Origin of the sequence: Paraburkholderia flagellata (assembly GCF_021390645.1) — a bacterium.
GTDB classification, from domain to species: domain Bacteria; phylum Pseudomonadota; class Gammaproteobacteria; order Burkholderiales; family Burkholderiaceae; genus Paraburkholderia; species Paraburkholderia flagellata.
Window position 1 is genome coordinate 2,148,389 of record NZ_JAJEJT010000001.1, and the last position, 19,490, is coordinate 2,167,878.

Below are 19,490 nucleotides of genomic sequence, written 5' to 3' on the forward strand. Positions count from 1 at the left end.
AACCTGCCAGCCGGGCGTTCTACGTCCGCTCGAGGCATGGCAGTCATGTTTCTGCCGCCTCTTACGCCACCCCACGCCACCCATGACAGAAGCTCACACTCCCGCCGCCGCTGACCATAGCACCATCGCTTGCGATCTCTTTTGCGCCGTCATCGACAATTTCGGCGACATCGGCGTGTGCTGGCGGCTCGCGCGCCAGCTCGCGCACGAGCACGGCTGGCAGGTGCGCCTGTTCGTCGACGACTTGCACGCGTTCCAAAGGCTCTGCCCCGCGCTCGACGCGAGCCGCGCCACGCAGTCGATCGAGGGCGTGGTCGTCGAGCACTGGCACGAGCCCGGGCATGCGGGCGACACGCTGCAGATCGCCGATGTCGTCATCGAAGCGTTCGCGTGCGAGCTGCCGCCCGTCTACGTGGCGGCGATGGCCGAGCGCGTGCGCAAACCCGTCTGGCTCAACCTCGAATATTTGAGCGCGGAAGACTGGGTGGCCGATTTTCATCTGCGGCCCTCGCCGCACCCGCGCTACGCGCTCGCCAAGCACTTCTTCTTTCCCGGCCTTGGGCCCGGCACCGGGGGCGTGCTCAAGGAGGGCACGCTCGACGCCGCGCGTGAGGACTTCGAGCGCTCGCAAGACTCCCGTGCCGCATGGTGGCAGCGCGCGACGGGCGGGCCGCCACCCGGGCCGGAAGCTACCGTGATCTCGCTTTTCGCCTACGAGAACCCAGCCGTCGATCACTTGCTGGAGCAATGGCGCGACGGTCCGAAGCCGGTGGTTCTGCTCGTGCCGGAGGGGCGGATCTCCGGCGCGCTTGCGCGCTTTTTCGGGGAGTCGGCGTTCGGCGCTGGCGCTCAGGCCACGCGCGGCGCGCTGCGCGCGCACGCGCTTGCGTTCACCGACCAGCGCGGATACGACCCTCTGCTCTGGGCGAGCGATCTGAACTTCGTGCGCGGCGAGGACTCATTCGTGCGCGCGCAGTGGGCCGCGCGACCGTTTGTCTGGCACATCTACCCGCAAGCCGACGACGCGCATCTGCCAAAACTCGACGCTGCGCTCGCGCACTACGGCCGCACGTTGCCAGAGGCGCCGCGCACCGCGCTCGAACGCTTCTGGCATGCGTGGAATGGCCGCGGCACGCCGGACTGGGCCGAGTTCGCGCAACATCTGCCCGCCTACGCGTCACGTGCGAACGCCTGGGCCGCCGAGCTTGGGCAGGTTGGCGATCTCGCCGGAAATCTCGCCGTATTCGCAAAAAGTCAGTTAAAATAAGCGGTTATCCGACGGCAGCCGTCTCAAGCGCTTCGAGTTTCGCGCCCCTCGGCGTTCATACGCGAATGAGGGTCGCAGCAGCTGCAACCGCAGCACCAGCAGCACCAACCGAATCCGCTTGCGACGTTTGCCGTCGAGCACACTCGAAGCTACTTAAATCTGGACAGGACAGTTTTTTACTATGAAGACCGCACAGGAACTCCGCGTCGGCAACGTCGTGATGATCGGCAGCGACGCCATGGTCGTGCAAAAGGCCGAGTACAACAAGTCGGGCCGTAACGCCGCCGTCGTGAAGATGAAGTTCAAGAATCTGCTGACCGGCGCGGGCATGGAAACCGTGTACAAGGCCGACGACAAGTTCGAAGTCGTGATGCTGGATCGCAAGGAAGTGACGTACTCGTACTTCGCCGACCCAATGTACGTGTTCATGGACGCCGACTACAACCAGTTCGAAGTCGAAGGCGAGATGATGGGCGACGCCCTGAACTACCTCGAAGACGGCATGGGATGCGAAGTCGTGTTCTACAACGAGAAGGCCATCTCGGTCGAACTGCCGACCGTGCTCGTGCGCGAGATCATCTACACGGAACCGGCCGTCAAGGGCGACACGTCGTCGGGCAAGGTCCTGAAGACCGCCAAGCTGAACACCGGGTTCGAGCTGCAAGTGCCGCTCTTCTGCAACATCGGCGACAAGATCGAAATCGACACGCGTACGAACGAGTACCGCAGCCGCGCCTAAGCCAGCAGCGCAAGGACGCCCGCGCCGTTGCTCTCGCGGCAAAGGCGGCAAGCGTCGTGAAAGCGCCCCTCGGGGCGCTTTTTCTTTTTTTGCTGAACGTGTATGTTTGAGAGTGCTACGGAAAACCTTACCGGTTATGCGTAACGAATTACCTACTTGCCGTCTTCAGCACGCATGCGGCGAGCAGGCGCGCCGCGCACCGGTCAGAATGATTCCCGCGGCACGGTTTCTGCTGGGAGGTGAGAGAGAGCATACGTTCCACACTCTTTCCCCTTCTTATCAGGAGAAACACAATGAACAACGACATTGCCGAAGGCAAGTGGAAGCAGTTGATCGGCAAGGCCAAGGCGGCGTGGGGCGAGTTGACGGACGACGAACTCGCAAAAGCCGAAGGCCATGCGGATCGGCTCGCCGGACTAATCCAGGAACGTTACGGCAAGACGCGTGACGAGGCAGAACTGGAAGTGCGCCGCTGGTTCGACGCACACCGGCCGCGCGACTAACGTACCGTCCACGGCATGGCCGGTACGGTCGACGCCCGCTTGCAGGCAAACAGGGGGTCGCACGCACGCCAAAGCGCCAGGCGCTTCGGGCTTGCGCTGCTGCCCGGCCGCCACGCTGCCGGGCAACGCCGTCGCGCCCCCGCTCTGGCGCAGCACAACTGGGAGGACCGGATCTGAACACCCTGCTACGAGACATCTCTGTGATCTCGGTGAAATCTTTCGCATCGTGCCGCGCTCCCGCGCGCTGCCCGGCTGTCCGCCGGGACGCGTGCGTTACCCCGCGCGCGCCGCGCCGGCGCGATTGCGCTCATCCGTAAGCCGCTACCGCCATGCCACATGCCCTGATTGTCGAAGACGATCCCAATAGCCTGTCAGGTCTCTCAGCGATCCTGTCGGCCGACGGGTTCTCCGTCGACACTGCCGCCTCGCTCGCGCAAGCGCGCGCCGCACTTGCGCGCTTCATTCCTGATGTCGTACTCGTCGACCTGAATCTGCCCGACGGCGGCGGTCTCGAACTGCTGCCGCACTTGCCCGCGCAGCCGCCTGGCGGCGCGCTGCCCGTGATCGTGATGACCGGCAACGCCACGGTCGAGAGCGCAATCGAAGGCCTGCGCCACGGCATCTGGGACTATCTGCTCAAGCCGGTCAACATTCCGCGCCTGCGCAGCCTGCTCGCACGCATTCCGCGTCCCTATGAGCTGACTGAGGAAGTGCGCGCGCTGCGCGCCACGCTACGTCAGATGGGCCACTTCGGGCCCATGCTCGGACGCAGCAGCGCAATCCAGCATGTCTACGACACGCTCGAACAGCTCGCGCCCACCGAAGCGGCGCTGCTCGTGCACGGCGAAGCCGGCACGGGCAAGGAAGTCGCCGCGCGCACGCTGCATCAGCTGAGCCGCCGCCGCAAGGGACCGTTCGTCGTGTGCGACGCGCGCTCGCTGGTGGCAGAGGCGGCCGCCGGCCGCCCGCTAGCGAGCGTGCTCTTCGGCCATGAGCGCGGCGCGTTCACGGGCGCGGAACAGCGCGAGCCGGGCCTCGTCGATCAGGCGAGCGGCGGCACGCTCTTTATCGACGAGCTGACCGACCTGACGCGCGAGCAGCAGGCAACGCTGCTGCGCGCGCTCGATTCGCAGACCTTCATGCGCGTGGGCGGCAGCAGCGAGGTGGGCACCGATTTCCGCCTGATTGCCGCCACCCGTGCAATACCACGCGAAGCCGTCCAGCAGGGCGCGCTGCACGACGATCTATGGCTGCGCCTCGATGCCGCGGCGATCCCGCTGCCGCCACTGCGTGAGCGCGACGACGATGCCGCCCTGCTCGCACTCGCGTGCGTCGACGAACTCAATCAGGAAGCCCAGACGCACGGTCTGGCCGGCGCGACGCGGCTCGTCGCGCCGTCGTTCATCCGCGAGTGCCTGGCCCATGACTGGCCCGGAAACGTGCGCGAGTTGCACGAACGCGTGAGGCGCGCGTGGCACGCCTCGGGCGAGGTGCTGGAAACCTTGCAGGCCGAGGAAAGCAGCGGCGCGGGGCCGCGCGACATGAACGGCGGCCGCGTGCAGGTGACCGTGGGCACGCCGCTCGCCGATGTGGAAGAGATGCTGATCCGCGCGACGCTCGACGCCGTAGGCGGCACGCGGCACCGCGCCGCGTCGTTGCTCGGCATCAGCCCCAAGACGCTCTACAACAAGCTGCAGCGCATGCGGCTGAACTGAGTCCACGCGAGTCCACGAAACACGCCCGGCATGTAGAAAGGCGGCCCTTCGTTTCCGAAGGACCGCCTTTTTCGTATTGCCGGTGCGGCAATCAGGGCATCAAGGCAACACGCTACGCAGCAATGCCTGCGCCTCGATGTACCCCGGATCCGCCACCATCTTGTCCCAGCGCAGCGCCTTGCCGCGCGCGCGCATGCGCCTGATGCGCAAGCCCGAAGCCTTGGCGGCGCGCCGCGGCTCCGTGGTGCGCAACGCGTCGAGCACCTTTTCGGCTTCGTGCGGCTGGTTGCAGATCAGCACCATGTCGCAGCCCGCTTCGAGCGCGGCGCGCGCGCCCTCGGTGAGCGTGCCGCCCTGGCGAGCGGCCTCCATCGAGAGATCGTCGCTGAAGATCGCCCCCGTGAAGCGCAGCCGCTTGCGCAGAATCTCCTCGACCCAGATGCGCGAGAAGCCCGCGGGCTTCGAATCGACCTTCGGATAAATCACGTGCCCCGGCATCACCGCCGTGAGCGAGAGGCCGAGCCAGTCGTAAGGCAGCGCGTCTTCGCCTAGGATCGCCTCGAGCGGACGCTCGTCGACGGGCACCGCAACGTGCGAGTCCGCCGTCGCGAAGCCATGCCCCGGAAAATGCTTGCCGCAATTGGCCATGCCCGCAAGCGACAGCCCGTGATTGAGACTCTTGGCGAGCAGCGTGACGACACGCGGATCGCGATGGAACGCGCGGTCCCCCACGACCTTCGACTGGCCGTAGCCGAGATCGAGCACCGGGGTAAAAGAGAGATCGATTCCGCACGCGCGCAGCTCGCTCGCGAGGATATAGCCCACGGCCGTCGCGAGCTTCGTGGCGAGCAGCACGTCCTTGTCCCACAACGCGCCGAGGCGCCCCATGGCGGGCAGCACCGTGAAACCATCGGTGCGAAAACGCTGCACTCGGCCGCCTTCATGGTCGACGGCGATCAGCAGGTCCTCGCGCACCGCGCGAATGGCGTCGGTCAGCGCGACGAGCTGCGCGCGGTTCTCGTAGTGGCGCGTGAACAGGATCACACCGCCGGTCATCGGATGCGCGAGGCGGCGCACGTCGTCGTCGTTCAGCGTGGTGCCCACCACGTCGAGCATGACTGGCCCGGGATTATTCTTCATCGATGAGTTTTGTGTAGATGCCGCGCAACGCACGGCGATGGATATCAGCCGTCAATTTCCGCGATCACGAACGATACCGCGTAATCGTGCTCGTCGGTGATGCTCACGCGCGCCGTGATGCCGCGTTGGTCGAGCCACTGCGCGAGCTCGCCCGAGGCGACGATCACAGGCCGGCCGCCGGGCTCGTTGAGGGTCTGCATGGCGCGCCAGGTCATCGGCATGCGCATGCCAAGGCCGATCGCTTTCGAAAACGCCTCTTTTGCGGAAAACCGCGTGCACAGGTATGCGAGGCCGCGCACCTCAGAGCGCGCCTTGCGCGCCTCGTAGACGGCGAGTTCGTCCGGGCCGAGTACGCGCGGCGCGAAGCGCCCGTTGGTGCGCTCCATGACTGCCGCCACGCGGCTCACCTGGATGATGTCGGTGCCGATACCGTAGATCCCCATGAGATTCCCGTCGATATGTGTCGATTGCGTGAGCGCGACGCGCGGGGTCGCAACGAGTGCAATCAGCCGCGTGTGCCGAGGCGCGCCGCGACCATGATCGCCTTCATTTCGCGCACCGCGTTCTCCCAACCCGCGAAGATTGCGTGCGCAACGATCGCGTGGCCGATATTCAGCTCGATGATGCCGTCGATGGCTGCGATCTGCTGCACGTTCGTGTAGTGCAGGCCGTGGCCGGCGTTCACCTTCAGTCCGAGGCTGTTGCCGCAGTTCACGCCCGTCACCACGCGCTCGAATTCGCGTTCCTGCTCGCCGGCGTCGTGCGCCTCGGCGTAGCGGCCCGTGTGCAGCTCGATCACGGGCGCGCCCGTTTCGTGCGCCGCGCGGATCTGCGTTTCGTCCGGGTCGATGAAGAGCGAGACGCGGCAGCCCGCATCCGCGAGCTGACGGCAGGCGGCGGCAACGGCGTCGAAGTGGCCCGCAACGTCGAGACCACCTTCGGTCGTCAGTTCCGCGCGCTTTTCGGGCACGAGGCAGACGTCGTGCGGCTTGATCTCGCACGCAATGTCGAGCATCTCGGCCGTCACCGCGCATTCGAGATTCATGCGCGTTTTCAGTTGCGGGCGCAGCGCACGCACGTCGGCGTCGACGATATGGCGGCGGTCCTCGCGCAGATGCAGCGTGATCGCATCGGCGCCCGCCTCTTCGGCAAGAAGCGCCGCGCGGATCGGATCGGGATAAGCGGTGCCGCGCGCGTTGCGCAGCGTGGCGACGTGGTCGATGTTCACGCCGAGGTCGATCATGTTGGGCGAAGTGAGAAAGAAGCTCATAGGTTCTGCAAGTCGATCAGGATCTGGCGCGTCGCGAGCGGCGTGCCGCCAAGGTAAGTGTTCAGCAGGAAGCGCATGAGCGCCTTGCTTTGCGCAACCGTCTGGGGTCGATGGTAATCGTCCTCTTCCATGTCGAGCAACGTCTGGCCCGAAAGCCGGGGCCATTGCGCGGGCCATTCGTCCGATGCTTCGCGCACGCCGCGTTCCGGATCGAACACGTAGCGGCCTTCGGCCGCCACGGCCTTGCGGTTCACCGTGCGGTTGAGCGCGAGCGCGTAGCCTGCCTCGCGCAGCAGCACGCGCTCGAACGAGCGCAGCACCTGCACGGGCGGCTCGTCGTGTGCGAGCCGCGTGAGCGTGACGACATAGTGGCGAAAGAGTTCGGGGTGCGGGTCTTCGCGCGCGATGAACTTCACGAGCAGCTCGTTCACATAGAAGCCGCACAGCAGCGCGTCGCCGGTCAGCGGCAACATGCCGCCGACCCACTCGGCGCCCGTGAGCGTGCGGACCTCGCCCTTGCCGGTCCACGAAAGCGCGAGCGGCTGGAACGTTTGCAGCACGCCGCGTAAAGCCGAGTGCGGACGCTTCGCGCCCTTCGCAACGAGTGCCACGCGGCCGTGATCGCGCGACAGCACGTCGATGATGAGGCTCGTCTCGCGGTACGGATAGCTGTGCAGCACGAAAGCCGGCTGCTCGGCGATGCGGTAATCGGGGGTCGTGCTGCGTGAGGCGCGCGGCGGCTGCGAGCGCGCGGTGGTCTTGCGGGCTGGCCGCGGCTCGGCGCGGCCTTCAAGCGTGGCGTCGGCGCCTTCGGTCATCGCGTGGCGCGCGGCGGCGCCTTTCGGCGCCTTCGTGCTTCGCGTGCTCGTCGTGCTTTTCGTGGGCGAGCGGCGCGTGCCGCGGGAATCGGACGCTTCGCCCGGTGCGAATGCCTCGTCGGCCTGCGCTTCGTCGTGCGCGGGCCAGTCGTCGTGCAGGGTTCCGGCTGCGCCGTCACTCATACGCGGTGCCCGTCGTGCTTACTCGTAACCGTAGGCGCGCAGCCCGGCGTCGTTGTCGGCCCAGCCGCTCTTCACCTTCACGAAGGTCTCGAGATAGACGGGACCGTCGAAGAGCTTCTCCATGTCGAGGCGTGCCTCGGTGCTGATCTGCTTGAGCTTCGCGCCCTTCTGGCCGATCACCATCGCCTTCTGCGTGTCGCGCTCGACGAGAATCGTCGCGAAAACGCGGCGCAGCCGCCCTTCCTGCTCGAACTTGTCGATCAGCACCGTGCTTGTGTACGGCAGTTCATCGCCGGTCCAGCGGAACACTTTCTCGCGCAGGATTTCGGCGGCGAGGAAACGCTCGCTGCGGTCGGTGAGATCGTCTTCGCCATAGATCGGCTCGCCTTCGGGCAGATACGGCTTGAGCGTCGCGAGCAGGCGCTTGATGTCGTCGGGGTTTTGGGCCGAGAGCGGCACGATCTCACGAAACTCGCGCAGACCCTGCACCTGCTGGATGAACGGATAAAGGGTGCCCTTGTCGCTCACGCGGTCGATCTTGTTGGCGATCAGGATCGTGGGCGCATTCGGCGGAATCAGGTCGAGCACCTTCTGATCGTCGGGGCCGAACTTGCCGGCCTCGATCACGAACAGCACGGCATCGACCGAGCTGAGCGTGGAGGTCACCGCGCGGTTGAGCGAGCGGTTGAGCGCCGTGCTGTGGCGCGTCTGGAAGCCGGGTGTATCGACGAAGATGTACTGCGCGTCATCGATCGTGTTGATGCCGGTGATGCGATGGCGCGTCGTCTGCGCCTTGCGCGACGTGATGCTGATCTTCTGGCCGACCAGTGCGTTCATCAGCGTCGATTTGCCAACGTTCGGACGGCCGACGATCGCGACCATGCCGCAACGAAAACCGGCAGGAGTGGAAGTGGGAGCGTTCATGATCGGACCGGAATAGAAAAACGGGAGGCGCGCCCGTGGCGCGCCTCGGTGGAATCAATGCCCGGCATCGGCCGCGCGCACGGGAATGGCCGTACTGGCTTCGGCATGGGTCTCGGCATCGGTGCTGGTGCCGCCGGTAGTCGCGGTGTGCGTCCGATCGACGGTGCGCAGCGCCGAGTCGGCTTTTACGGGGGCCGAACGGTGGGCAATGGAGCCGGCGCTCGGTACGGCATCGAAGCCTGCCGCTTTGTCGGCCGGCTTTTCGCCCGCTTTCTCCGCACCGCGTTCGGCTTTCTCCGCGGGCTTTTCAGCCGGCTTGTCCTTCTCCGCCGGCCGCTCCTGCACGTGCGCGGCGCGGATCACCGCGAGCGGCGCGCCTTCGGCCGCCGCGGTTTGCGCCGGACGCTCGGTACGCGCCGAAATTCGCTCACGGCGCTCCGGCGAGCGCAGATCGAGCGCGCCCTGCACGCCCGTCACGCCCGGGACGACCTCGGGTTCCGGCTTGGGAGCACGCGCGCCCTTCGAGCGGCGCGGCTTCGCAACCAGCGCCGGCGCCGCGGCCATGACCTCGTCGAGCGCCTTCTTCGCCGCGGCCTGCTCCGCCGCGCGACGGCTTGCGCCCGAGCCCGACACCTTCACGTCGAGCTTCGGCACCGTGCATTCGACTTCGAACTGTTGATTGTGCGCCGCACCATGCGTCGCGACGACCGTATAGGTCGGCAGCGCGATCTTGTGGCCTTGCAGGTACTCCTGCAGCAGCGTCTTGGAATCTTTGCCGAGCGTGCGCGGATCGATGTGATCGAGGATCGGCACGTAGAGGCGCTTGATGACCGTCTGGGCGGCGTCGAAGCCACCGTCGAGGAAGATCGCCCCGAAGATCGCCTCCAGCGCGTCCGCGAGGATCGATGGGCGGCGGAAGCCACCGCTGCGCAGCTCGCCTTCGCCGAGACGCAGGCCGTCGGCAATATTGAGGGCCTGAGCGATCTCGTAGAGCGACTGCTGCTTGACCAGATTCGCACGCACGCGCGAGAGGTCGCCTTCGTCCAGCTTGCCAAAACGTTGGAACAATAGGGCAGCCACCGCGCAATTCAGAACCGAATCACCAAGGAATTCAAGGCGTTCGTTATGCGTGGCACTGTGACTGCGGTGGGTTAAAGCCTGGCGCAACAATTCCGCATTGCGAAATTCATAGCGCAAACGGCTTTCCAACGGAGATTGGGGCATGGGGAGAGTATAACGCGCCCGCCGCCCCCGGCGAAAACAGGGGGCGGCGGGCGAAAAACCGTGATGAAGCGACGTTACCGAGGATTCTTCAAGTAGCGCGCGAAGATGCGATGCGAGTTGTGCGAGCAAGACTCGTGTTCGCGCATACGCCTATTGTTGCTGCTTCCCTGGCATCTTCGCGCAGCGTGATCAACGTGCATCGCACGTCGATCGCACACACATTACTCGAACGAACCGATGCGACGCAGGTTGCTGAAGTTCATCCAGATGAAGAACGCGCGGCCCACGATGTTCGCGTCGGGCACGAAGCCCCAGTAGCGGCTGTCCGCGCTGTTATCGCGGTTGTCGCCCATCATGAAGTAGTTGCCCGGCGGCACCTTGCAGATCACGCCGCGTGCGTTGTACTGGCAGTTGTCGCGATACGGATAATCCTCTGCGCCCACGATGAACGGCGGCACCGCGGGGTTGTTGAGGATGTTGTTCTTGCGGCCGTTGCCGAGGTCTTCCGTGAATTGCTTCGCGTAACCAATGCGCTCTTCGTCGAAGAAGTCGCCTTGCGGCACTTCCGGCACCGGCTTGCCGTTGATCGTGAGTTGCTTGTCCTGATAGGACACCACGTCGCCCGGCAGGCCGATCACGCGCTTGATGTAGTCGACCGACTCATCCTTCGGATAGCGGAACACGACCACGTCGCCGCGCTCGAGTGGCCGGCCCTGCGTGACCTTCGTGTTCGTGATCGGCAGGCGGATGCCGTAGTCGAACTTGTTCACGAGGATGAAGTCACCCACTAGCAGCGTGGGCACCATCGAACCCGACGGGATCTTGAACGGCTCCACGACGAACGAGCGTACGAGGAACACGATCAGGATGACGGGAAAGAAGCTCGCCGTGTACTCGAGCCACCACGGCTGGCGCAGCTTTTCGTTGCGCAGGTTCTGACGCGTGGCAGGCGCGTTTTCATCGGCGAAGCGCTCGCCGATACGCTCCTGCTGACGGTCGAACTCCGCGACCGCCGCGTCGGCGGCGAGGCGCCGACGTGGCATGAACACCAGTTTGTCTGCAACCCACGCAACACCCGTCAAGATGACGAGCACAAAAAGTATCAGCGCAAAATTCATGTAGAGATCCGTTGTCCGGCTTATTTGCGTTACTTATTTATCTTCGACACGAAGGATGGCGAGGAATGCCTCTTGCGGAATCTCGACCGAGCCGACCTGCTTCATCCGCTTCTTGCCTTCCTTCTGCTTTTCAAGCAGCTTCTTCTTACGCGTGATGTCGCCGCCGTAGCACTTGGCCAGCACGTTCTTGCGCAGCGCCTTGATGTTCTCACGCGCGATGATGTGCGCGCCGATCGCGGCCTGAATGGCCACGTCGTACATCTGGCGCGGAATGATCTCGCGCATCTTCGCCGCCACTTCGCGGCCGCGATACTGCGACTGCGTGCGGTGGACGATAACGGACAGCGCATCGACCTTGTCGCCGTTGATCAGCATGTCGACCTTCACGACGTCCGAGCTGCGGTATTCCTTGAACTCGTAGTCCATCGAGGCATAGCCACGCGACACCGACTTCAGGCGGTCGAAGAAGTCGAGCACGATTTCCGCCATTGGGATTTCGTAGGTGAGCTGCACCTGGCGGCCGTGGTACTGCATGTTGATCTGGTTGCCGCGCTTCTGCGTACAGAGCGTGATAACCGAACCCACGTAGTCCTGCGGCATGTACAGATTCACCGTGACGATCGGCTCGCGGATTTCGCCGATCTTCGAGGGCTCCGGCATCTTTGCCGGGTTCTCGACCTTGATCAGGGTGCCGTCCGCCTGCACGACTTCGTACACCACGGTCGGCGCCGTGGTGATGAGATCCATGTCGAACTCGCGCTCGAGACGCTCCTGCACGATTTCCATGTGCAGGAGACCCAGGAAGCCGCAGCGGAAACCGAAGCCAAGCGCCTGCGAGACTTCCGGTTCGTATTGCAGCGAAGCGTCGTTGAGCTTCAGCTTTTCGAGCGATTCGCGCAGCGCGTCATACTGGTTCGCCTCGACCGGATAGAGGCCCGCGAACACCTGCGGCTTCACTTCCTTGAAGCCCGGCAGCGGCTCGGGCGCCGGCCGGTTCACGAGCGTGACGGTGTCGCCCACCTTGGTCGCGGCAAGTTCCTTGATGCCGGCGATGATAAAGCCCACCTGCCCCGCCGAGAGCTGCTCGAGGTCGCGCGACTTCGGCGAGAACACGCCGACGTGCTCGACCGGATACTGCGCGCCGGTGGCCATCAGCTTGATCTTGTCCTTCGGACGCAGCGTACCGTTGACGATACGCACGAGCATCACCACACCGACGTAGTTGTCGAACCACGAGTCGATGATGAGCGCCTGCAGCGGCGCTTGCGGATCGCCCTTGGGCGGCGGCACCTTGGCGATGAGCGCTTCGAGCACGTCTTCCACGCCGAGGCCGGTCTTCGCGCTGCAGCGAGTGGCGTCAGTCGCGTCGATGCCGATCACGTCCTCGATCTCTTCGATGGCGTTTTCGGGGTTGGCGGCGGGCAGGTCGATCTTGTTGAGCACCGGCACGACTTCAACGCCGAGTTCGATCGCGGTGTAGCAGTTCGCCACCGTCTGCGCCTCGACGCCCTGGCTCGCGTCCACCACGAGCAGAGCGCCCTCGCATGCCGAGAGCGAACGGCTCACCTCGTACGAGAAGTCGACGTGGCCAGGCGTGTCGATCAGGTTCAGGTTGTAGACCTGGCCGTCACGCGCCTTGTACGAGAGCGCAGCGGTCTGCGCCTTGATCGTGATGCCGCGCTCGCGCTCGAGATCCATCGAGTCGAGCACCTGCGATTCCATCTCACGGTCGGACAGGCCGCCACACAGCTGGATGATGCGATCGGCGAGCGTCGACTTGCCATGGTCGATGTGCGCAATGATCGAGAAGTTACGAATATGATTCATTCAGTGCCGATCAAGCGAAAAAGGCGCGCCCCAACGATAGCTGGACACGCCTCGTAAACAGATGAAAAACCGGACTATTTTAGCCGAAAAGGGGTCCCACAGGCGAACCGTCCGGGACGTAATGGATGTGTCATGGCGCGAGTGCGCGTCGCGCGGCGCATCGCATGCGCGTTTCACGCACCGCCTGGCGCCTGAGGCAGCGCTCTCGGTGCGTCGGCGCCCAGGCCCAGCGTAGCGCGCACGCGCGCCTCGTCGAGATGGTAGTGGCACAGCTCGACGCCGTCACAAAGGAGCACCGGCACGAGTTCGTCGTAGCGCGCCTGGAGTGTGGGGTCGGAATCGACATCGACGACGTCGAGCCGCGCGCCCGCTGCCACGGCGAGCGGCTCGAGCGCCACGCGCATCTCCTCACACAGATGACACCACGCGCGCCCGTACAGCACGAGGCGCGCGCTCACACGTTCGAGCGCACCCGGCGCTGCCGACGAAGACCGCAAAGGCGCGCGCATCGGCGTTATTTCTGCCCCGGCGCGCGTGGACGCAGCGGAACGAACTGCGTGTTGTCGCCGCGCCGCACGAGCACCGCCACCATCTTCTGCGGGTCGAGGTGCGAAGTCACGTCCTGAAACTGCTTCGCGCCCGTGATATCCGTGTCGCCCACGCGCAAGATGATGTCGCCCTTTTGCAGGCCGGCGCGCGCTGCCGGGCCGTCCACCGAATCCACCATCGCACCGCCCTTGATCTTGAGCTGGGCGAGCTGGTCGGCGGGGATATCGACCACTGCGATACCGAGCGCGTTCAACGCGCGCGGCTTGGGATCGGGCGCCTTTTTCTGGTCGGCCTTCGCGCTTTTGTCGGTCTGCATCTCGGCGATCGTGATCGGCAGATCGCGCGTCGCGCCCTTGCGCCAGATCGTGACGGTCGCCTTGGTGCCCGGCTTCGTGTCGCCAACCATGCGCGGCAGGTCGGTCGCGGCGTCGACGCTCGTGCCGTTGAACTTCAGGATGATGTCGCCAGGCTGGATGCCCGCCTTGTCGGCCGGGCCGCCCGGCTCGACGCTGGAGACGAGCGCGCCTTGCGCCTTGGGCAAACCGAGCGAGTCGGCCACGTCCTTCGTCACCTCGCCGATCGCCACGGCAATGCGGCCGCGCGTGACCTTGCCCGTCGACTTGAGCTGATCCGCCACGCGCATCGCCTCGTCGATCGGAATCGCGAACGAAATGCCCATGAAGCCGCCGGTGCGGCTATAGATCTGCGAGTTGATGCCGATCACCTCGCCTTGCATGTTGATGAGCGGCCCGCCCGAGTTGCCGGGGTTCACGGCCACGTCGGTCTGGATGAACGGCAGATAGTCGCCCGTGTCACGCCCCTTCGCGCTCACGATGCCCGCCGTCACGGTGTTCTCGAGGCCGAACGGCGAACCGATCGCCACGACCCACTCGCCCACGCGCACCTTGTTCGAATCGCCCATCGTCACAGCCGGAAGATTCGCGGCCTGGATCTTCACCACGGCAACGTCCGTGCGATCGTCCACGCCGATCAGCTTCGCCTTGAATTCGCGCTTGTCGGTGAGCGTCACGTAGATGCTGTCCGCGTCGTCGATCACGTGCGCGTTGGTCATCACGTAGCCGTCGCTCGACAGGATGAAACCCGAGCCGACGCCGCTGTTCTGTTCGCTGTCGTTGCCACTGTCGGGGCCCGAGTCCGAACCGCCACCGCCGGGGCTTCCGCCTTGACCGCCACCGCCCTGGCCTCCGCCCTGACCGCCGCCTTGCCCACCCTGCGGCCCTTGCGGGAGCGGGATGCCAAAGAAGCGGCGGAAGAATTCTGACATGTCGCCTTGATCCATGCCCGGCGGGAGTCCGCGCTGGGCCGTGGAGACGCGTGTGGTGGTGCGGATATTGACGACCGACGGCCCCACTTTGTCCACGAGGTCGGCGAAGTCGGGCAGGTTGGCGGCCGGCGCCGCCGATGCCACGTGCGGTGCGAACGGCAGGCACGCCGCCACGACCGCGGCCGCGAAGAATTTGCGCAGCGGGAGAATCGTCATATCGAAGTCAGCCGAAGGAAGGATTTACCTGGGAGCCTTGTATTCTATGGCAGACGCGAACTGCTGCAACGTGGTCTGGGGCACTTCGCCAAGCAACGTGATGAAGTAATCGCCGTTGCGCTTCACGAGCACGTGGGTCGCACCACTGCTGCCCGCGCCTTCCTTGCGACTGTTGTTCTTGACCGGTTCGATAAAGACGGACAGCGTGGACAGTCCGTCAGAGAATACCGCCTGATCGACCGCAATAGGCGGATCGCTCGCGTCGCGTGCAGCCATGGGCCGCCGAACTTCGCGAATCTTCTGGAAGCCCGGTGCGGTCTGGCCAAACGACCAGCCCTGCGCTTCTATGTCGACCGGTTGGAGCGGCGGGCGCACCACGTTCCAGCCCTCAATATTGCGCATGCCGTTCACGATAGGCGTCTTGTCGACGGCACCACCGATGCGCACCTGCGTAAACGCGAGTTGCTGGAGCACCTGGCCGTTCGAAGGGTCGAGCATCTGCGAACGCAGCAGCAGACCGGTTTTCGCGTCAGCCCACAGCTTGTAGGCGAAACGGAAATTGTCTTTCGGGTCGAGCTGGATCACCTGGCTGTCGAGGCCAGCCACGCGGTCGTTGCCGAGCATCTTCGGCTCGTAGACGCTGAGCACCTGGTCACCGCTCGTAGAAAGCAGCGCCGGGAAAGCGTCCTTGTTCTGACGCTTTTCGACGACGAGCAGCTTGCGCTCGGGCACGAAGGTATAGAGATCGTCGTTGTGGCGCAGCATCGTGCGCGGCTTGCCGTCGAGGCTTTCGAGCTTCTCGAACTCGCCGTCCTGCTTCGAGGCGTAGTGCGTGATGCGCGAGGACTGCACGAACTCGCCGCGCTGATAGACGAAGGTGCCTTCGTAGCTTTGCTGCTGGGATGCCTGCTGGATGCGGTCGAGCAGCTGTGCCGCGCTCTGGCGCGTGGCGGCGTCGGCCGCGGACGCGCCTTGCGCGTGGGCACGCGGGGCGACAGACAGAGCGGTGAACATCACGGCTGCGCAGCACAGGAATGCCGGCAACCGCCCCCAGATCGTCTTTTTATTCAACCGCAATGTCTGCATCAAACTTATTGGCCTTGCGTGGTGAGAGCGGCTGAGCGGATGTACGGCATCGAATCCGATATGACCGGCTGCTGGGCGAACTGCTGATGCGCCTGGAGATATTCGTCGAGGCGCGCGTCGCGGATGATATTACCGTCCTGAGCGCCCGCAACAGGCGCCGGCACGGTGTTCATCGCCACGCGCTGCACGCCGTCGCCCTGCGACTGAACGGCGGCGATTTGCGGCGCGCCGGCCATGCCCACGCCGCGCATTTGCGGCATGACGATCCACGTGAGCGTGGCAGCCGCGGCAGCCACGGCCAGCGACGGCATCACGCGGCGGCGCAGCGCCAGCATACGGCCCACGCGCTCATTGCGGCCAGCCTGCGCCTGCGGCAGCGCGGCGGGTGCGAGCAGATGCGGCTCCGCTTCGAACCGCGCGGCGAAACCCGTCATGAAAGCGCGGCTCGCCGCCTGACTGAGGGCCAGATCGTCCGAGCGCAGTACGTCGCCGATCAGGTGGTACTCCGACCAGGCTGCGCACCCTTCGCCGTCGAGTTCCAGATAATTTCCGTTCAGATGCTCCTGCGCCGACGCTTCACCGTCGACGAAGGCGGACAGACGCTCGCCGCGCGAGCTTGATACCGATTGCATCGAGACCGAACCCATGATGCTCCCCATTCCCTAACAGACGTCCCTGATGACACCAACTCATTCTGGTGAATCGCGCCGCCGCCCGGGGCGGAGCTGGTTGTTCTTCTTACCAGCGCTTGCCTTCCGGAGTGTCCAGCAGCGGACGCAATTTTGCCGCAATGGCTTCCCGAGCGCGGAAAATTCTCGATCTGACGGTGCCGATCGGGCACCCCATCATTTCGGCGATTTCCTCATAGCTTAGGCCTTCTATTTCCCGAAGCGTAATGGCGGTGCGCAACTCTTCCGGTAAAACCGCCATTGCAGCATTGACCGTCTGGGCGATCTGCTTGCTCATCAACATCGACTCGGGCGTATTGATATCCCTTAGTTGATCGGCGTCCGAGAAAGTTTCAGCTTCTTCAGCATCTGCCTCGGTAGAAGTCGGCGCGCGTCTACCCTGCGTGGCAAGGTAGTTCTTCGCCGTATTGACAGCAATTCGGTACAACCACGTATAGAAAGCCGATTCGCCACGAAACTGCGGAAGTGCGCGGTAAGCCTTGATAAAGGCGTCCTGGGCCACGTCCTCGACCTCGGCGGGGTCCCGTACGAGGCGCGAGATCAGCCGGATGATCTTGCGGTGGTATTTCGAGACCAGGAGCTCAAACGCGGCCTTGTCGCCTTTTTGCACGCGCTCGACCAGAACCTGATCAATTTCTTTTTCGCTCACCTGAAAAATCCGTTAGCACATGTTGGAGACGTGGGGGCACCATTGTAGCGTCCCCGCCACGGTCTCACGTTAAGCGAGTAACAGCGGTTACAAGCTTTACAGCGAAGGGAAGCTCAGCGGCCGGCCGCGCTGCGCGCGCGCACGGCGAAGGTACGGAAGATATCTGCCGGGACGGCGTCGGCGGCGACGAGAATCGTCGCGCGGCGTGCACCCTGCTCCACGACAAGCGCGAGCAGCCATGTGCCCCATTGCGCAGCGCCGGCAAGCCGCCCGGCCGCGAGGCAAGCGCCATCGCGCGAATACGCCGCGAGGAAATCTGACCCGATTTCGATGAACGCTGGCTGCTTGCGACGCCACGCCGCAGCCGCAAGGCCACCGGTCGCGAAGAACGCCAGCGTAACAGGCAAGGCTTGCCAGACGCCGAGCCATGGCGCAAGTGTCGTGTAGACGGCGGCCGTGGCCACGCCCAAGCCCGCCGCAACGAGGAGTTGCAATGCGAGCGACGGACGCAGGGAAAGAAGCGGCGCGCCCGCGCGCCGCGAGGGGAAAGCAGGAACGCGGCCGGCCGAAGGATCCGGCGCGGCCGCTGTCTCGTCGTGCGGAATCAAGCGTGACGCTTGAAGACGAGCGTGCCGTTCGTGCCGCCGAAGCCGAACGAGTTCTTCAGCGCGACGTCGATCTTCATGTCCCGCGCGGTGTTCGCGCAGTAGTCCAGGTCACATGCCGGATCCTGGTTGAAGATATTGATCGTCGGCGGCGAGATCTGGTTGTGCACGGCCAGCACCGTGAACACCGATTCCAGCCCGCCCGCGCCACCCAACAGGTGGCCCGTCATCGACTTGGTCGAGTTCACGACGATGTCCTTCGCATGATCGCCGAAGGCGCGCTTGATCGCCGTGGTTTCCGCGAGGTCGCCCAGCGGCGTTGACGTGCCGTGCGCGCTCAGCCAGTTCACTTCATTGGCGTTGACGCCCGCGTTCTTCATCGCGGCGATCATGCAGCGGCGCGCACCATCGCCGTCTTCCAGCGGAGCGGTCATGTGATACGCGTCGCCGCTCATGCCGTAGCCGCCGATTTCCGCATAGATCTTCGCGCCGCGCGCCTTCGCGTGTTCGTACTCTTCGAGCACCATCACGCCGGCGCCTTCGCCAAGCACAAAGCCGTCACGGTCCTTGTCCCACGGACGGCTCGCCGTCGCCGGATCGTCGTTGCGCTGCGAGAGCGCGCGCGCCGCCGCGAAGCCGCCGATACCGAGCGGCGACACGGTCGATTCCGCGCCACCCGCGATCATCACGTCGCAGTCGCCGTATTCGATCAGACGCGACGCTTCGCCGATGCAGTGCAGACCGGTCGTGCAAGCCGTAACCATCGCCAGATTCGGGCCCTTGAGGCCGTACTTGATCGACAGATGGCCCGAGATCATGTTGATGATCGAGGCCGGCACAAAGAACGGCGAAATGCGGCGCGGACCGCGGTTGAGCAGTTCGGTTTGCGTGACTTCGATCATCGGCAGACCGCCGATGCCCGAGCCAACGTTCACGCCGATCCGTTCCGCGTTCGCTTCGGTGACTTCGAGCCCGCTGTCCTTGATCGCCTGGATGCCCGCAGCAATGCCGTAATGGATGAACGTATCCATATGGCGCGCTTCTTTCGCCGGCATGTAGTCTTCGACGTTGAAGCCCTTCACTTCGCCGGCAAAGCGGGTCGAGAAGTTCGTAGCGTCGAACTTCGTGATGTTGGCGATGCCGGACTTCCCGGCGACCAGATTGGCCCAGCCGTCGGCAACATTATTGCCAACAGGCGAAATCAGCCCCAGGCCTGTAACAACAACTCGACGACGGCTCACGGTAACCCCTTATCCATAGATGACAAAAACAAAAGCCACAGAGGCCACAGGAAATGCTCCTGTGAGCCCTGTGGCTAGTTGACCGGCAGATGCCCCGCAGCGAGTGCGGCAGGCGTATGCGGTTTCACGGGCGAGCGTCCTCGCGGGCCGCTAGCGCGCATGCGTTGCGCGGCCCAGGCGGGAATCGGGCGCTTAGGCCTTGACGTTCGCGCGAGCGTAGTCGATCGCTTGCTGAACCGTCGTGATTTTCTCGGCTTCCTCGTCCGGGATTTCCATGCCGAACTCGTCTTCGAGAGCCATGACCAGTTCGACGGTGTCGAGCGAGTCTGCGCCCAGATCGTTCACGAACGAAGCTTCGTTCTTGATTTCAGCTTCGGCGACGCCCAGTTGCTCGGCGACGATCTTCTTGACGCGCTGTTCGATGTTGTCCATTACCCCTCCA

Annotated in this window: 20 protein-coding genes; 4 read left to right on the top strand and 16 right to left on the bottom strand. The window is 64.6% G+C overall.

Annotated elements, in window-relative coordinates; all coding sequences use genetic code 11:
* Positions 1-82: 82 nt before the first annotated feature.
* From earP to L0U83_RS09535, 4 genes are all read left to right on the top strand, one after another.
* A complete protein-coding gene (earP, locus tag L0U83_RS09520; RefSeq protein WP_233882290.1) occupies positions 83-1,267 on the top strand; it encodes an elongation factor P maturation arginine rhamnosyltransferase EarP in 1,185 nt (394 codons plus the stop codon).
* A gap of 181 nt (positions 1,268-1,448) precedes the next feature.
* Positions 1,449-2,006 carry an elongation factor P gene (efp, locus tag L0U83_RS09525; protein ID WP_233882291.1) on the top strand — a complete coding sequence of 186 codons (558 nt, stop codon included), beginning with the start codon at positions 1,449-1,451 and terminating at the stop codon, positions 2,004-2,006.
* Between the two features lie 293 nt (positions 2,007-2,299).
* Positions 2,300-2,509: a CsbD family protein gene (locus L0U83_RS09530; RefSeq protein ID WP_233882292.1), complete on the top strand. Its 210-nt coding sequence runs from the start codon at positions 2,300-2,302 to the stop codon at positions 2,507-2,509.
* A gap of 329 nt (positions 2,510-2,838) precedes the next feature.
* The gene (locus L0U83_RS09535) at positions 2,839-4,224 is read left to right on the top strand and encodes a sigma-54-dependent transcriptional regulator (RefSeq protein WP_233882293.1); all 1,386 of its coding nucleotides are present in this window, start codon (positions 2,839-2,841) and stop codon (positions 4,222-4,224) included.
* Positions 4,225-4,323: 99 nt separating this feature from the next.
* Here L0U83_RS09535 and nagZ read toward each other — a convergent pair whose 3' ends face one another.
* The 16 genes from nagZ to acpP form a co-directional block, all read right to left on the bottom strand.
* The gene (gene nagZ, locus L0U83_RS09540) at positions 4,324-5,364 is read right to left on the bottom strand and encodes a beta-N-acetylhexosaminidase (protein ID WP_233882294.1); all 1,041 of its coding nucleotides are present in this window, start codon (positions 5,362-5,364) and stop codon (positions 4,324-4,326) included.
* A 44-nt stretch (positions 5,365-5,408) separates the two neighbouring features.
* The gene (gene acpS / locus L0U83_RS09545) at positions 5,409-5,807 is read right to left on the bottom strand and encodes a holo-ACP synthase (protein WP_233882295.1); all 399 of its coding nucleotides are present in this window, start codon (positions 5,805-5,807) and stop codon (positions 5,409-5,411) included.
* A 62-nt stretch (positions 5,808-5,869) separates the two neighbouring features.
* Positions 5,870-6,634 carry a pyridoxine 5'-phosphate synthase gene (gene pdxJ / locus L0U83_RS09550; protein ID WP_233882296.1) on the bottom strand — a complete coding sequence of 255 codons (765 nt, stop codon included), beginning with the start codon at positions 6,632-6,634 and terminating at the stop codon, positions 5,870-5,872.
* Positions 6,631-7,635, bottom strand: coding sequence for a DNA repair protein RecO (gene recO, locus L0U83_RS09555; RefSeq protein ID WP_233882297.1), 1,005 nt, complete (start codon positions 7,633-7,635; stop codon positions 6,631-6,633). Before recO ends, pdxJ begins: the two co-directional genes overlap by 4 nt.
* Positions 7,636-7,653: 18 nt before the next feature.
* The gene (gene era, locus L0U83_RS09560; RefSeq protein ID WP_233882298.1) at positions 7,654-8,559 is read right to left on the bottom strand and encodes a GTPase Era; all 906 of its coding nucleotides are present in this window, start codon (positions 8,557-8,559) and stop codon (positions 7,654-7,656) included.
* Between the two features lie 54 nt (positions 8,560-8,613).
* Complete coding sequence (gene rnc / locus L0U83_RS09565) at positions 8,614-9,783, bottom strand: ribonuclease III (protein ID WP_233883828.1); 1,170 nt, start codon at positions 9,781-9,783, stop codon at positions 8,614-8,616.
* Between the two features lie 221 nt (positions 9,784-10,004).
* Positions 10,005-10,901 carry a signal peptidase I gene (gene lepB / locus L0U83_RS09570; protein WP_233882299.1) on the bottom strand — a complete coding sequence of 299 codons (897 nt, stop codon included), beginning with the start codon at positions 10,899-10,901 and terminating at the stop codon, positions 10,005-10,007.
* 33 nt (positions 10,902-10,934) lie between these two features.
* Positions 10,935-12,728 carry a translation elongation factor 4 gene (lepA, locus tag L0U83_RS09575; protein WP_233882300.1) on the bottom strand — a complete coding sequence of 598 codons (1,794 nt, stop codon included), beginning with the start codon at positions 12,726-12,728 and terminating at the stop codon, positions 10,935-10,937.
* A gap of 173 nt (positions 12,729-12,901) precedes the next feature.
* Entirely contained in the window at positions 12,902-13,237 is a 336-nt protein-coding gene (locus L0U83_RS09580; RefSeq protein ID WP_233882301.1) for a glutaredoxin family protein, read from the bottom strand.
* Between the two features lie 5 nt (positions 13,238-13,242).
* Positions 13,243-14,778, bottom strand: coding sequence for a DegQ family serine endoprotease (locus L0U83_RS09585; RefSeq protein WP_233882302.1), 1,536 nt, complete (start codon positions 14,776-14,778; stop codon positions 13,243-13,245).
* Positions 14,779-14,802: 24 nt separating this feature from the next.
* Entirely contained in the window at positions 14,803-15,864 is a 1,062-nt protein-coding gene (locus tag L0U83_RS09590; RefSeq protein WP_233883836.1) for a MucB/RseB C-terminal domain-containing protein, read from the bottom strand.
* Positions 15,865-15,869: 5 nt separating this feature from the next.
* Entirely contained in the window at positions 15,870-16,511 is a 642-nt protein-coding gene (locus tag L0U83_RS09595; RefSeq protein ID WP_233882303.1) for a sigma-E factor negative regulatory protein, read from the bottom strand.
* A 91-nt stretch (positions 16,512-16,602) separates the two neighbouring features.
* Complete coding sequence (gene rpoE / locus L0U83_RS09600) at positions 16,603-17,202, bottom strand: RNA polymerase sigma factor RpoE (protein WP_027795258.1); 600 nt, start codon at positions 17,200-17,202, stop codon at positions 16,603-16,605.
* 113 nt (positions 17,203-17,315) lie between these two features.
* A complete protein-coding gene (locus tag L0U83_RS09605) occupies positions 17,316-17,810 on the bottom strand; it encodes a hypothetical protein (protein WP_233882304.1) in 495 nt (164 codons plus the stop codon).
* On the bottom strand, positions 17,807-19,048 hold the full coding sequence (gene fabF, locus L0U83_RS09610) for a beta-ketoacyl-ACP synthase II (RefSeq protein WP_233882305.1): 1,242 nt from the start codon (positions 19,046-19,048) through the stop codon (positions 17,807-17,809). The genes L0U83_RS09605 and fabF overlap by 4 nt, the downstream gene beginning before the upstream one ends.
* A gap of 192 nt (positions 19,049-19,240) precedes the next feature.
* Entirely contained in the window at positions 19,241-19,480 is a 240-nt protein-coding gene (gene acpP, locus L0U83_RS09615) for an acyl carrier protein (protein ID WP_004197638.1), read from the bottom strand.
* Positions 19,481-19,490: the final 10 nt, after the last annotated feature.